Below are 12833 nucleotides of genomic sequence, written 5' to 3' on the forward strand. Positions count from 1 at the left end.
GTTCGAGCCGAGAGGTGGGTGTTCCGGTGTCTGTCGGTGTTGCCGGGGAGCAGCAGGTGGCGAGGGCGATCGCGCCCCAGCGCGGCGCGTGGCTGGTGTGGGGCGTGGGCGCGGCGTGCTACTTCGTGGCGCTGTTCCACCGGGCGAGCCTGGGGGTCGCGGCGCCGGACGCGCTGGTGCGGTTCTCCGCGGGCCCGGGGGTGCTGGCGCTGTTCTCGGCGTTGCAGCTGGGTGTGTACCTGGTGCTGCAGGTGCCGTCGGGGCTGTTGGCGGACCGGTTGGGGCCGCGCCGGGTGATCACCGGTGGAGTGCTGGCGCTGGCGATCGGGTCCGCGGTGTTCGCGGTGAGCGGTTCGGTGCTGGGCGGGGTCACCGGTCGGGTGTTCATCGGCATCGGTGACGCGTTCATGTTCACCAACGTGCTGCGGCTGGCCGCGCAGTGGTTCCCGGCCGACCGGTACGGGCGGGTGGCGGCGTTGACCGGTCTGGTCGGTGGGCTCGGGCAGGTGCTCTCGACGGTGCCGTTGACGGCGGCGCTGCACGGCCTGGGCTGGGTGCCGACGTTCCTGGGCGCGGCGGGCCTGACCGCGGTGCTGGCGGTGGTGGCCGGTGCGGTGATCCGGAACCGGCCGGCCGGGCTGGGCCCGGAGGTTCCCTCGGAGGTCGGGGAGCGGATCTCCCGCACGTTGCGCCTGGTGGTGGCGCAGCGCGGCACGAAGCAGTCGTTCTGGGTGCACTTCGTGCTGCTCTCGCAGTTCTTGGCGATCACCACGCTGTGGGGTGCGCCGTGGTTGACCGGTGCGCAGGGCGTGGCGTCGGCCGCGGCGGGTGAGCTGCTGCTGGTGGCGGCGATCGGGTTCATCGTGGGTTCGCTGGTGGCGAGCCAGTGGATCGCGGGTCGGCCGCGGCGGCGGGAGCGCTACACGTTGGGGATGTCGGTGCTGGTGGTGCTGACCTGGCTGCTGGTCGTGGCGTGGCCGGGGGCGATGTCGGTTCCGGTGCTGGTGGTGGTGCTGGCGGTGCTGGGCTTCGGCGGTGGTGCGGCGATGCTGGCGTTCGACGGTGCGCGGGAGGCGAATGCGGTCCACCGTTCGGGTGCCGCTTCGGGTGTGGTGAACATGGGCGGTTTCCTGGCGGGCGTCGTGATCCAGCTGGTGGTCGGGCTGGTGCTGGAGGCGGTGTCGGCGCTGCCCGCGGTGGTGGCGTACCGGTGGGCGTTCGTGCCGGTGGTGGTGCTGCTGGCGGTGGGGACCGCGGGTCAGTGGGTGTGCCGGACGCGTCCGGTGGAGGTGTCGCGGTGAGGGCGCGGCGCGGCTGAGCGCGGGGCCGGTGCGCGGTTAGGGTCGCGTGATCGGTGCCGTCGGTCGGAGGAGGTCCGGGTGTCCACTGCGCTGGAGCTGCGGAACGTCGTGGGCGGGGTGCGTTCGGGGACGGTGGCGCGGGAGTCGTTGCCGTTGGTGGATCCGGCTTCGGGGGAGGAGTACGGGTCGGCTCCGCTGACGCGGTGGACCGATGTGGATGAGGTGATGGGGGTCGCGGCGGCGGCGTTCGAGGAGTGGTCGGTGACGACTCCGGGGGAGCGGCAGCGGGCGTTGTTGCGGTGGGCGGAGGAGGTGGAGCGGTCCGCGGAGCGGTTCGTGCTGGCGGAGTGCCGGAACACGGGCAAGCCGTGGGAGGTGGTGCGGTCGGGGGAGTTGCCGCGGGCGGTGGATCTGCTGCGGTTCTACGCGGGTGCGGCGCGGTTGCAGGAGGCGGGTGCTGCGGGTGAGTACGTGCCGGGGTGCACGTCGTTCGCGCGGCGGGAGCCGATCGGGGTGTGTGCGCAGGTGGCGTCGTGGACGCATCCGTTGTTGTTGGCGGTGGCGCGGGTGGCGCCTGCGTTGGCGGCGGGGAATGCGGTGGTGTTCAAGCCTGCGGAAACGACTCCGGTGAGCGCGGTGTTGTTGGCGGAGTCGGCGGTGGGGGTGTTGCCGCCGGGGGTGTTGAACGTGATCTGCGGTGATCGGGACAGTGGTCGGGCGATGGTGGCGCACGAGGTGCCGGGGATGTTCTCGATCACGGGGACGGTGCGGTCGGGGATGGAGGTGGCGGGTGCTGCGGCGGCGGATCTGAAGCGGGCGCACTTGCAGTTGGGCGGGAAGGCTCCTGCGGTGGTGTTCGGGGATGCGGATGTGCCGGCGGCGGCGCGGGGGATCGCGGCGGCGGCGTTCGGGGATGCGGGGCAGAGCTGCACGGCGGCGAGCCGGGTGCTGGTGGCGGATGAGGTGTACGCGGAGTTGGTGGGGGAGTTGGCGGCGCAGGCGGAGGTGTGGCGGCCGGGGCCGCCGCAGGATCCGGATGCGGCGTTCGGTCCGTTGAACAGCGCGGGGCAGTTGGAGTTGGTGGCGGGGTACGTGGAGCGGTTGCCGGCGCATGCGCGGGTGGTGGCGGGTGGTCGTCGTCGTGGTGGGCGGGGGTTCTTCTTCGAGGCGACGGTGGTGGCGGATGTGGAGCAGTCGGACGAGTTGGTGCAGCACGAGGTGCTGGGTCCGGTGGTGGCGGTGCAGCGGTTCTCCTCGGAGGAGGAGGCGGTGGGGTTGGCGAACGGGGTGCGCTACGGGTTGGTGGCGAGCGTGTGGACGCGTGATCATGCGCGGGCGCTGCGGATGTCGCGTGCGTTGCAGGCCGGGACGGTGTGGGTGAACGTGCATCGGCCGTTGGTGGCGGAGATGCCGCACAGCGGGTTCAAGCATTCGGCGTCGGCGCGGGATTTCGGGCGGTTCGGGTTGGAGGAGTACAGCCGGATCAAGCACGTGATGTCCGAGCTGGGGTGATCGGGTGGCGGTCATGACTTCATGATGCGGAGTTCGAACACGCGTTCGCCAGTGCTCGATGGGGTGATCGTGTCAGCGGGGTCCGGTGCCGTTGTCGGCGGCGTCGCGGAGGGCGACGGAGAGCAGGGCGGCGGCGGGGCCGGTGAGGCGGTGTCCGGCGCGCCAGACGGCGTGCAGGGGCCGGTGCAGGTCGAGTCCGGTGACGGGGACTTCGACGACGTGCCCGGCGGCGAGGTCGGTGGCCACGGCGAGGGTGCTGAGCACGGCGGGTCCGGCGCCGGCGACGACGCTGTTGCGCACCGAGGTGGTGGAGTGCAGCTCGAGGAGCGGTTCGGCGGGGGTGGCGCCTGCGGTGGCGAGCGCGTGGTCGAGGGTTTCGCGGGTGCCGGAGCCGTGTTCGCGGACGATGAGCGGGGTGGCGGCGAGTTCGGCGGGGTCGAGGGGTTCGCGGCGGCGGGCCCAGTGGTGGTCGGGTGGGACGACGACGGTCATGCGGTCGCGGGCGAGGTAGCGCACGGAGACGCCGTCGGGGACGTCGGGTGATTCGAGGAAGCCGAGGTCGGCGCGGTCGTGGCGGACGGCGTCGGTGACGGCGGTGGAGTTGGCGACGTCGAGTTCGAGGCGGAGTCCGGTGAAGGCGGTGCGCAGCGAGGTGAGCCAGCGGGGTGCGAGGTAGTCGGCGATGGTCATGCTGGCGGCGACGCGGAGGCGTTGTTCGTGGCGGGCGCGCAGGGCGTGCACGCCGGTGTGCAGGGCGTCGAGGTCGGTGAGGATGTCGCGGGACCAGTCGAGGACGGTGTTGCCCGCGGGGGTGAGTTCGGCGCCGCGGCGGGTGCGTTCGACGAGGTGCAGGCCGAGGCGGCGTTCGAGGCTGTTGAGGCGTTTGCTGGCGGAGGGCTGGCTGATCCGCAGTTGTGCGGCGGCGGCGCCGATGCTGCCGAGTTCGCCGATGAGCACGAGCAGTCGCAGGGACAGCGGGTCGGGGTCTGCCATGCAGCAACTGTAGCGCTGGAGCGGGTTTCGGGGTTGCGGTGATGCAGTTCGGTTATGGGGACCTGTGCGGTTGACGGCTACCGGCGGGGGCCGTGGCGGGTGAGGCTCGGGTCATGCGGACGTCGGTGGAGTTGCGTGCGGTGTGGGTGGAGCGGCTGCCGGGTGTGGTGGTGGCCGCGGTGGGCGTGCTGGTCGCGCAGCTGGTGTCGGCGTGGGTGCCGGGGGTGGGTGTGGTGACCGCGGCGGTGGCGTTGGGGGTGCTGGTGGGGAATCTGCCGGGCGGGACGGGTGCGGCGGGTCCGGGGTTGGCGTGGGTGGCGCGGTCGCCGTTGCGGGCGGGGGTGGTGCTGCTGGGGTTGCAGCTGGCGGTGGGCCAGGTGCTGGGGCTGGGGGCGGCGACGCTGGGCGTGGTGGTGGCCGTGGTCGTGGTGGGGGTGGTGGGCACGGTGCTGATCGGCCGGGCGCTGGGGTTGCCACCGGGGTTGTCGGTGCTGGTGGCGGTGGGGTCGTCGATCTGCGGTGCGTCGGCGATCGCGGCGGTGGAGGGGGTGGTGGAGCGCGAGGACGAGGACGTGGCGGCCGGGGTGGCGATGGTGACGGTGTTCGGGACGCTGCTGGTGGTGCTGGTGCCGCTGGTGGGTTCGGCGTGCGGGTGGGATGCCGCGGACGTGGGTCGGGTCGCGGGTGGCGGGGTGCACGAGGTCGCGCAGGTGGTGGCGGCGGCGTCCCCGGCGGGTGCGGCGGCGGTGTCGGTGGCGGTGGTGGTGAAGTTGAGCCGGGTGGCGCTGCTGGCCCCGGTGGTGGCGGTGGTCGGATGGGTGCGGCGACGTGGTGCGGGGGGTTCGGGGGTGCCGTTGCTGCCGTTGTTCGTGGTGGGTTTCCTGGTGGCGATGGGGGTGCGGGCGACGGGCTGGGTGCCCGCGCCGGTGTTGGGGGTGGCGGCGCAGGTGTCGTCGGTGCTGCTGGCGGCGGCGTTGTTCGCGTTGGGCACGGCGGTGCGGGTGGGCGGGTTGCGGCGGGCGGGGCCGCGGGCGCTGCTGCTGGGTGCGTGTTCGACGGTGCTGGTGGTGGGCACGGCGGCGACGGGGATGTTGCTGCTGACGTGAGCGACGCGGCCCCGCCCGGGAGGTTCCGGGCGGGGCCGCGTGCACTGCGTGCGTGGTGTTCGGCGGTGCGTCACCTGCCGGGGCGCTGCCAGGGGTGGGCCTGTTCGTAGGCGCGGCAGGCGCGCAGGACGCGGGCGTCGGAGTGGCGGGGGCCGATGATCTGCAGGCCGATGGGCAGGCCGTCGCCGGTGAATCCGCAGGGGATGCTGGCGGCGGGCTGCTGGGTCATGTTGAACGGGTAGGTGAACGGGGTCCACCCGGTCCAGCGGGGGCTGGTGGCGTCGGCGGGTGCTTCGAGTCCGGCTTCGAACGGGGCGATGCCGACGGTGGGGGTCAGCAGCAGGTCGTAGGTCTCGTGGAAGGCACCCATGCGCTGGCCGAGGAGCATGCGGGTGTTGGTGGCCTCGAGGTAGTCCTGGGCGTCGTAGGTGAGGCCTTGGCGGACGATCTCGGCGAGTCCGGGGTCGAGCAGGGCGCGCTGGTCGTCGGTGAGGTGTTCGACGGATTTGGCGGCGCCGGAGAACCACAGCACGTGGAAGTCCTCGACGGGGTCGGTGAAGCCGGGGTCGGCGTGCTCGACGGTGGCGCCGAGTTCGGCGAAGGTGCGGGCGGCGCGGGTGACGGCGTCGGCGATCTCCGGGTCGACGGTGGCGAAGCCGAGGTCGGTGCTCAGGGCGATGCGGAGTCCGGCGACGCCGTCGTCGAGGCCGTCGAGGAAGGAGTGCGCGGGTGGTTCGAGGGCGGACCAGTCGCGGCTGTCGGGTCCGCTGAGCACGTCGAGCATGAGCGCGGTCTCGGTGACGGTGGTGGTCATCGGTCCGGCGTGGGCCATGGTGCCGTAGGGGCTGGCTGGGTAGTGCGGGATGCGCCCGTAGGTGGGTTTGATGGTGCAGATGCCGCAGAAGGCGGCGGGGATGCGCACGGAGCCGCCGCCGTCGGTGCCGATGGCCAGGGGTGCCATGCCGAGGGCGACGGCGGCGCCTGCTCCGCCGCTGGAGCCGCCGGGGGTGCGCTCGGGGTTCCAGGGGTTGCGGGTGATGCCGGTGAGGGTGTTGTCGGTGACGCCCTTCCAGGCGAGTTCGGGGGTGGTGGTCTTGCCGACGAACACGGCGCCGTGTTCGCGCAGCCGGGCGACGGCGGGGGCGTCGGCGGTCCAGGGCTGGTGGGGGTCGATGGTGCGGGAGCCGCGGAGGGTGGGCCAGTCGCGGGTGAGGAAGATGTCCTTGATGGAGGTGGGCACGCCGTCGAGGCGGCCGCGGGGTTCGCCGCGGGCCCAGCGGGTTTCGGCGGCGCGGGCCTGGTCGAGGGCGCGGTCGGCGTCGACGAGGCAGTAGGCGTTGACGGCGGGGTCGGCGTCGGCGATGCGGGTGAGGGTGGCTTCGGTGGCCTCGACCGGGGAGAGCTCTCCGGTGGCGAAGCGTTCGAGCATGTCGGTGGCGGTGAGGTCGGCCGGGGTGGTGGCCGCGGGGGTCTGGGTCATCGGGTTCGCTCCGTTCCGCTGACGTAGCCGCGCTGCTTGTCCACTACGTTGCGCAGTTCTCCGCCGTGGGCGTAGTTGCGCAGGTTGTCCAGGAACAGTTCCACCAGTTCCGTGGTCCAGCCGATGGTGTCGCCGGACATGTGCGGGGAGATGAGCACGTTGGGCATCTCCCACAGGGGTGAGGTGGTGGGCAGGGGTTCGGTGTCGAAGACGTCGAGGGCGGCGCCTGCGATGGTGCCCGCTTCGAGTGCTTCGACGAGGTCGGGTTGGACGACGAGTTCGCCGCGGCCGACGTTGATCAGGCGTGCGGTGGGCCGGAACCGGGTGAGGGCGTCGGCGTCGATGAGCCCGTGGGTCTTGTCGGTCAGCGGTGCGGCGAGCACGACGTAGTCGTAGTCGCCGAGGACGTCGTGGAGCCGGTCGGAGGCGTGCACGGTGCCGAAGTCGGGGTCGCCGGTGCGGGCGATGCGGCCGGCGCCGTGCACGTGGAGTCCGGCGGCGGTGAGGTTGCCCGCGATGGCGCGGCCGATGGGTCCGGTGCCGACGACGAGGGCGGTCTTGCCGGTGATGCGTTCGGTTTCGCGGTGGCGCCATTCGCGGCGGTCTTGCAGGCGCACGCTGGTGTGCAGGTCCTTGGCGAAGGTGAGCACGGTGGCCAGGACGTATTCGGCCATGGGTGCGTCGAAGATGCCGCGGGAGTTGGTGAGGGCGACCGGGGAGTCGAGCAGTTCGGGGAACAGCAGCCGGTCGACTCCGGCGCTGGCGGCGTGGACCCAGCGCAGCGAGTCGGCGTGCGCCCAGGTGTCGGCGACGGCGTCGGAGCGGAAGTCCCACACGAACAGCACGTCGGCGCCGGGCAGTGCGGTGGCGAGTTCGTCCTCGGTGGCGGGGCGGAGTTCGGCGGCCGCGGCGATGCGGTCCATGGCCGGTGGCGGGTTGCCACCGTGGAGGACGACGACGGTGGGGGTGTGCTGGGTCATGACCTGCCTTCGCGGTGGTCGGGGTGGGTGCGCGCGTCGTCGCGGTGCCCGGAGATCGCGCCTGGCCTGGGTGTCGATCATGACCTGAAGTCGATCGCCGTCCGGGGATTGACACGCTAGGAAGCGCTCGTAGGATTGTCAACAATCCGCAGGTACCTCGCTGCGGGGCCGCCACCGGTCGGTGCGCGCGGCCCGCGGGGGAGGTCTTCGGCCCTGGGCAGGGCACGGCGTGGCCGGTGGTGGCCGCGAGCCGAGACCGCGGAGACCGATTCGCATCTGCTGTCCCCCCATGGAACGGAATTCACGATGCCCAGGTACCTGTCGATCACGCTGGAGAAGCGCGGCGTGTCCTGCGTGGCGGAGTTGCTGGACGCCGACGCCCCCCGCACCTGCGAGGCCGTGTGGCAGGCGTTGCCGCAGGCGGGGCCGGTGCACCACGCGAAGTACGCGCGCAACGAGATCTACACGATGGTCGAGCGGTTCGCCGCGCGGGAACCCGGCCAGGAGAACCCGACCGTGACGCCGATCCCCGGTGACCTCGTGTACTTCTCCTTCGACAGCGGGATGCTCGACCGCGGGTTCAAGGAGGAGAAGGACCTGCAGGAGCTGCCCGGGGTGATCGACCTGGCGATCTTCTACGGGCGCAACAACCTGCTGCTCAACGGGGACGTGGGCTGGGTGCCGGGCAACGTCTACGGCTCGATCGTGGAGGGGCTGGCGGAGTTCGCGGCGGCCTGCAACGACGTGTGGCGCGCGGGCAGCGTCGGGGAGCGGCTGCGCTACGAACGCCACTCGGGTTGACGGGGGCCGGACCGATGCCGCCGGAGGACCTGCTGGGCGGGCTGCCGGGTCCGGTGCCGCAGCGCGGGGTGGGCGTGGTGGCCCCGTTCGACCTGGCGATGGATCGCGAGTTGTGGCGGTGGACGCCGCCGGAGGTGTCGCTGTACGTGACGCGGACGGCGTTCGTGCCGGTGCCGATGACGGTGGAGATGGCGTCGCTGATCTCCGACGAGGCGGCGGTGCACGCGGCGACGCGCGACCTGCTGACCCCGGAACCGGAGGTGGTGGCCTACGCGTGCGCGTCGGGCAGTTTCGTCGACGGCGCGGCCGGGGAGCGGAACCTGACCTCGGTGATGCGGGATGCGGGTGCGCCGGCGGCGGTGACGACCTCGGGTGCGCTGGTGCAGGCGCTGGAGGTGCTCGGGGTGCGGCGGGTGGCGATCGCGACGCCGTACGTGGAGAACGTGACCGAGCGGCTGGTGGGGTTCCTCGGCGAGCACGGGGTCGAGGTGGTCACCAGCGTGGGGCTGGGCCTGCTGGGCAGGATCTGGCAGGTCGGGTACCGGCAGGTGGTGGACATCGTGCGTTCGGCGGACCGCCCGGATGCGGAGGCGATGTTCATCAGCTGCACGAACCTGCCGACCTACGACATCATCGGGCCGCTGGAGCAGGAGCTGGGCAAGCCGGTGCTCACGGCGAACCAGGTGACGATGTGGGCGGCGCTGCGGGCGATGGGGCTGCCCGCGGTGGCGCCGCAGCAGCGGCTGGTGCGGGCGGGCGCGGCGTCCGCGGCCTGATCGGCGCCGGTGCGCGGCGTGTCGATCGAATTACGAAAGCGTTTCTGCCATGTCGGGCGACCCCGAACCGTGCGGTAACATTGTCGACAATTGACCGCCGGTCCGGTGTCGTTCGCCCGTGGTCCCCTCGGGATCGCGGGACGAGCAAGGAGGGAGCTGCCGGTGTCGATCACCGCGGGAATTCTCTACCCCGGATACAGCGCCGAGGACGACTACCCGGTCCTGGAACGGCTGCTCGGCGACGACGTCGCGCTGCCGCTGGTGCACACCGAGATGCGCGAGGACGCCCACCGGGTCGACGCGCTGCTGGACGTCGGTTCGGAAGAGGTGCTGGCCGCCGGTGCGCGCTCGCTGCTGGCCCACGAGGTCTCGGCGGTGATCTGGGCGTGCACCAGCGGCAGCTTCGTCTTCGGCTGGGACGGCGCCCGCGACCAGGTGGAGAAGTTGCAGGCCGTGACCGGGCTGCCGACCTCCAGCACCTCGTTCGCGTTCGTGCACGCCGCGGCGCGCCTCGGGCTGCGGCGGGTGGCGGTGGCCGCGACCTACCCGGCCGACGTCGCCGACCGGTTCGCGTCGTTCCTGGCGCACGACGGCATCGAGGTCACCCGGTTGTCCAGCCGCGGCATCGTCACCGCCGCCGAGGTCGGCACGCTGGACCGGGAGCAGGTGCTGGAGTTCGCGGCGGCCAACGACGACCCACCCGCGCAGGCGCTGCTGATGCCGGACACGGCGCTGCACAGCGCGGCGTGGCTCGACGAGCTCGAACAGCGCGTGGGCAAACCGGTGCTGACCGCCAACCAGGTCAGCGCGTGGGAAGTGCTGCGACTGGCCGGGGACACCCGCGCCCGCGAGGGCCTGGGCACCTTGTTCCGGCAGGCCGGTCCGGCGGACGGGCAGCTCGGGGGAGCGGGCCCGCACTAGCGGAGGCGATGAGGAGATGGTGTCGGTGCTCGGAGTCGACGAGCAGAACCAGCACGGCGAGTTAGAGCCGGTGCAGCGCAAGTCCACCGCCGCGATCGTGGCCGACCAGCTGCGCTCGGCGATCATGTACGGGTCGTTGCCGCCGGGCAGCCAGATGGGCGAGGCGGAACTGGCGTCCCGGCTCGGGGTCAGCCGCGGCCCGCTGCGGGAGGCGATGCAGCGGCTGGTGCAGGAAGGGCTGCTGCACAGCGAACCGCACCGCGGGTTGTTCGTGACGACGCTCGACGCCGACGACGTCGCCGACATCTACCTGGCGCGACTGGCGGTGGAGCGCGCCGCGTGCGAGCGGATCGTGCGCCACCACCGGGTGGAGGCGGTCGCGGAGCTGACCGCGGCGCAGGCCCGCATCGTCTCGGCCGCGGGCCTGGGTGATGCGATCGAGCTCTCCGACGCCGATCAGGAGTTCCACGAGACGCTGGTGCGGGTCTCGGGCAGTCCCCGGTTGCAGCGGATGGCGCAGACGCTGCTGGTGGAGAAGCGGATGTGCCTGACGGCGTTGCAGGACAAGTACACCGCGGATCCGCAGACCCTCGTCGACGAGCACGCGGGCCTGGTCGATGCGATCGAGTCCGGGGACGAGGCGCTGCTGCTGGCGCGGCTGGAGGCGCACATGAACGACGCGCTGGAGCGGCTCAACGCCTACGCGCCGCTGCTGTCGGAGTCCGACGCGAGCTGATGACCGGTGCTCCGGGCGCCGCGGGGTGCGGCGCCCGGAGCGGTCTGGGCGCGGTTCAGTGCGCGGGTGCGACGGGTGCGGGCAGGCCCGCGTCGGCGCGCACGGCGCGTCCGGTGACCTCGACGGCCTTGAGCGCGTCGACGACGGCGTCCGCGGTCACCGGGAACGGCAGGTTGTGGATCGTCTCGTCCGGGTGGCAGGCCGCTTCGGCGGCGGTGCGCAGCACGGCGTCGTCGGCGTCGCCGAGCCCGGCCTCGGTCAGCGTGGTGGGCAGGCCGACGCGGGTGGTGAACTCGACGAAGTCGTGGATCTCGCTGGTGGGGCGGCCTTCCAGGATCAGCTGCGCGATCGACCCGATGTTGACCTTCTGGCCGTGGGCGAGGCCGTGGGTGTGCGGGACGGCGGTGAGCCCGTCGTGGATGGCGTGGGCGGCGGCGAGACCGCCGGATTCGAACCCGAGACCGGACAGCAGCGTGTTGGCCTCCACGACCTCCTCCACCGCCGGGGTCACCAGGTTCTGCTCCACGGCGCGCACCGCGGGGATCGCCGACTCGTGCAGGATGTCCCAGGACAGCTGGGCCAGGGCGGCTCCGGCGCGGGTCGCGGCCCCGCCGGCCATGGTGGTGGCGTTGGCCTGGCGCACGGCGCGGGCTTCGATCCAGGTCGCCAGCGCGTCCCCGATGCCCGCGACGAGGAAGTGGGCGGGCGCGTCGGCGACCAGCCGGGTGTCGACGAGCACCAGCGCCGGGTTGCGGTGGTAGAAGCGGTAGGACTCGAAGGAGCCGTCGCCGGTGTAGACGACCGACAGCGCCGAGCAGGGCGCGTCGGTGGAGGCGACGGTGGGGACGCTGACCACGGGCAGCCCGGTGTCGTCGCCTGCGGCCTTGGCGGTGTCGATGGGCGCCCCGCCCCCGACCCCGATGATCACGTCGGCGCCCTGGTCGCGGACGACGTCGCCGACGCGGCTGCTCTCGGCGGCGGTGGGCACGCCGCCGAACCGCTCGAACCGCACCGGCAGCCCGGCCGCGGTGAACGAGGCGGTGATGGCGTCCTCGGTCAGGCCGCGCACGACGTCGTCGGCGAGCACCAGCGGCGTGGCGCCGAGCTGCGCGACGTAGGAGCCCAGCGAGTCCAGTGCGCCGCGGCCCTGCACGTAGCGGCCGGGGGAGATCAGCGTGCGCAGTGGCGCGGACGTGTCGGTCATGGAGAGGTGCCTTTCCTGCGTGCGACCCGGTGGACCGGGGTTCGCCCCGAGGGGAACGCGCCACCGCCGTGCGGGGCAACCCGCTGCTCCACATGCTGATAACGCGCTACCCGCCACCGCCGGCACCGGAAACACCGCGGCGGGCGGGTTCCCGGCCTCGACGGGGTGTCACTGCAGGTCGGTGCGTTCCGCGCGTGCCCTGCGGTGGTGGGCCGCCCGCTGCGCGGGTGATCGACGTCGCAGGTGGGGCGCCGTGCTCACAACGGAGGGAGCAGGTCCAGGGCGGCGCGCGAGTCCGGCGTGCCGAGTTCGGCGAGGCGGGTGCGCCAGAACGCCCACCGGGCGGGGGAGAAGCCGTGGCCGTCGATCCCGCGGGACAGCGCCAGCGGCCCCAGCCGGTCCGGTCCGCGGTCGTGGTCGGCGAACACCCGGTGGGTGCGGGCGTGCTCGGCCAGCACCGGACCGGCGTGGCGGGCCCAGCTCAGCACCGCGCCCAGGTCCCGCGGCGGATCGGGGTGTTCGAGGTGCTCGCGCAGCGCCCACAGCGCGTGCAGGGAGAAGTCGATGCCGCTGCTGGTCAGGCGGGCGGCGAACGCGGCCAGCGGTACCTGCCCGGCGGGGTCGGCGTCCCAGGTCTCGCGCAGGAGCGCGCCGAAGCAGGGCAGGTCGGTGAACACCTCCAGGCCCCACACCCGGTTCCGCCCGGGAAGCGGCCCGAGGTCGCGCACCGCCGCCACCAGTGCCACCAGCCGCGGCTGGGTGGCGGGGGCGGTGCGGGCGGCGGTGAGCACCGGGTGCCAGGCGGCCCACAGGATCGCGGCGATCGCGTCCTCCCCGCGGCGGCGGGTGCAGGCGTCGCGCACCGGTGCGGCGAAGCGGGCCGCGCCTTCGGCGGGCGGTGCGCCGCGCGGTGAGGTGGCGGTCGCCTCGCCGTTCTCCAGCCGGACCAGTCTCGGGTAGCTGCTGCCGCCCTGGCGGAACATCTCGCCCTTCGAGATGTCCATCGGCACCGGGTCGGTCGCC

Annotated in this window: 12 protein-coding genes; 7 read left to right on the plus strand and 5 right to left on the minus strand. The window is 73.0% G+C overall.

Translation table 11 applies throughout. The features are described from left to right. Positions 1-26 precede the first annotated feature (26 nt). Positions 27-1301: an MFS transporter gene (locus ABZ805_RS28000; RefSeq protein ID WP_358446537.1), complete on the plus strand. Its 1275-nt coding sequence runs from the start codon at positions 27-29 to the stop codon at positions 1299-1301. A 78-nt stretch (positions 1302-1379) separates the two neighbouring features. Then, a complete protein-coding gene (locus ABZ805_RS28005) occupies positions 1380-2813 on the plus strand; it encodes an aldehyde dehydrogenase family protein (protein WP_358446540.1) in 1434 nt (477 codons plus the stop codon). Positions 2814-2885: 72 nt separating this feature from the next. Here the strand turns inward: ABZ805_RS28005 and ABZ805_RS28010 are convergent, their stop codons facing one another. Further along, complete coding sequence (locus ABZ805_RS28010; RefSeq protein ID WP_358446543.1) at positions 2886-3806, minus strand: LysR family transcriptional regulator; 921 nt, start codon at positions 3804-3806, stop codon at positions 2886-2888. 113 nt (positions 3807-3919) lie between these two features. Here ABZ805_RS28010 and ABZ805_RS28015 point away from each other — a divergent pair, with 113 nt between their 5' ends. Further along, entirely contained in the window at positions 3920-4912 is a 993-nt protein-coding gene (locus tag ABZ805_RS28015) for a putative sulfate exporter family transporter (RefSeq protein WP_358446545.1), read from the plus strand. Positions 4913-4982: 70 nt separating this feature from the next. On the opposite strand, the gene ABZ805_RS28020 is transcribed toward ABZ805_RS28015, so the two are convergent. Together ABZ805_RS28020 and ABZ805_RS28025 are read right to left on the minus strand one after the other, a co-directional pair. Beyond that, positions 4983-6392 (minus strand): amidase, encoded by a 1410-nt coding sequence (locus ABZ805_RS28020; protein WP_358446548.1) that lies wholly within the window; start codon positions 6390-6392, stop codon positions 4983-4985. Beyond that, positions 6389-7372 (minus strand): D-2-hydroxyacid dehydrogenase, encoded by a 984-nt coding sequence (locus ABZ805_RS28025; protein ID WP_358446551.1) that lies wholly within the window; start codon positions 7370-7372, stop codon positions 6389-6391. Before ABZ805_RS28025 ends, ABZ805_RS28020 begins: the two co-directional genes overlap by 4 nt. A gap of 306 nt (positions 7373-7678) precedes the next feature. Here ABZ805_RS28025 and ABZ805_RS28030 point away from each other — a divergent pair, with 306 nt between their 5' ends. The 4 genes from ABZ805_RS28030 (at position 7679) to ABZ805_RS28045 (ending at position 10606) form a co-directional block, all read left to right on the plus strand. Beyond that, the gene (locus ABZ805_RS28030) at positions 7679-8173 is read left to right on the plus strand and encodes a DUF3830 family protein (RefSeq protein ID WP_358446553.1); all 495 of its coding nucleotides are present in this window, start codon (positions 7679-7681) and stop codon (positions 8171-8173) included. Between the two features lie 14 nt (positions 8174-8187). Next, entirely contained in the window at positions 8188-8949 is a 762-nt protein-coding gene (locus tag ABZ805_RS28035; RefSeq protein ID WP_358446556.1) for an Asp/Glu racemase, read from the plus strand. Positions 8950-9111: 162 nt separating this feature from the next. Beyond that, positions 9112-9870, plus strand: coding sequence for a maleate cis-trans isomerase (locus ABZ805_RS28040; protein ID WP_358446559.1), 759 nt, complete (start codon positions 9112-9114; stop codon positions 9868-9870). A gap of 25 nt (positions 9871-9895) precedes the next feature. After that, the gene (locus ABZ805_RS28045) at positions 9896-10606 is read left to right on the plus strand and encodes a GntR family transcriptional regulator (protein ID WP_358446561.1); all 711 of its coding nucleotides are present in this window, start codon (positions 9896-9898) and stop codon (positions 10604-10606) included. Positions 10607-10661: 55 nt separating this feature from the next. Here the strand turns inward: ABZ805_RS28045 and ABZ805_RS28050 are convergent, their stop codons facing one another. After that, positions 10662-11810, minus strand: coding sequence for a glycerol dehydrogenase (locus ABZ805_RS28050; RefSeq protein ID WP_358446563.1), 1149 nt, complete (start codon positions 11808-11810; stop codon positions 10662-10664). Between the two features lie 257 nt (positions 11811-12067). Further along, a partial coding sequence (locus tag ABZ805_RS28055; protein ID WP_358446565.1) for a DUF3632 domain-containing protein occupies positions 12068-12833 on the minus strand: 766 nt, incomplete at its 5' end.

Origin of the sequence: Saccharopolyspora sp. NPDC047091 (assembly GCF_040643635.1) — a bacterium.
Taxonomy (GTDB): domain Bacteria; phylum Actinomycetota; class Actinomycetes; order Mycobacteriales; family Pseudonocardiaceae; genus Saccharopolyspora_C.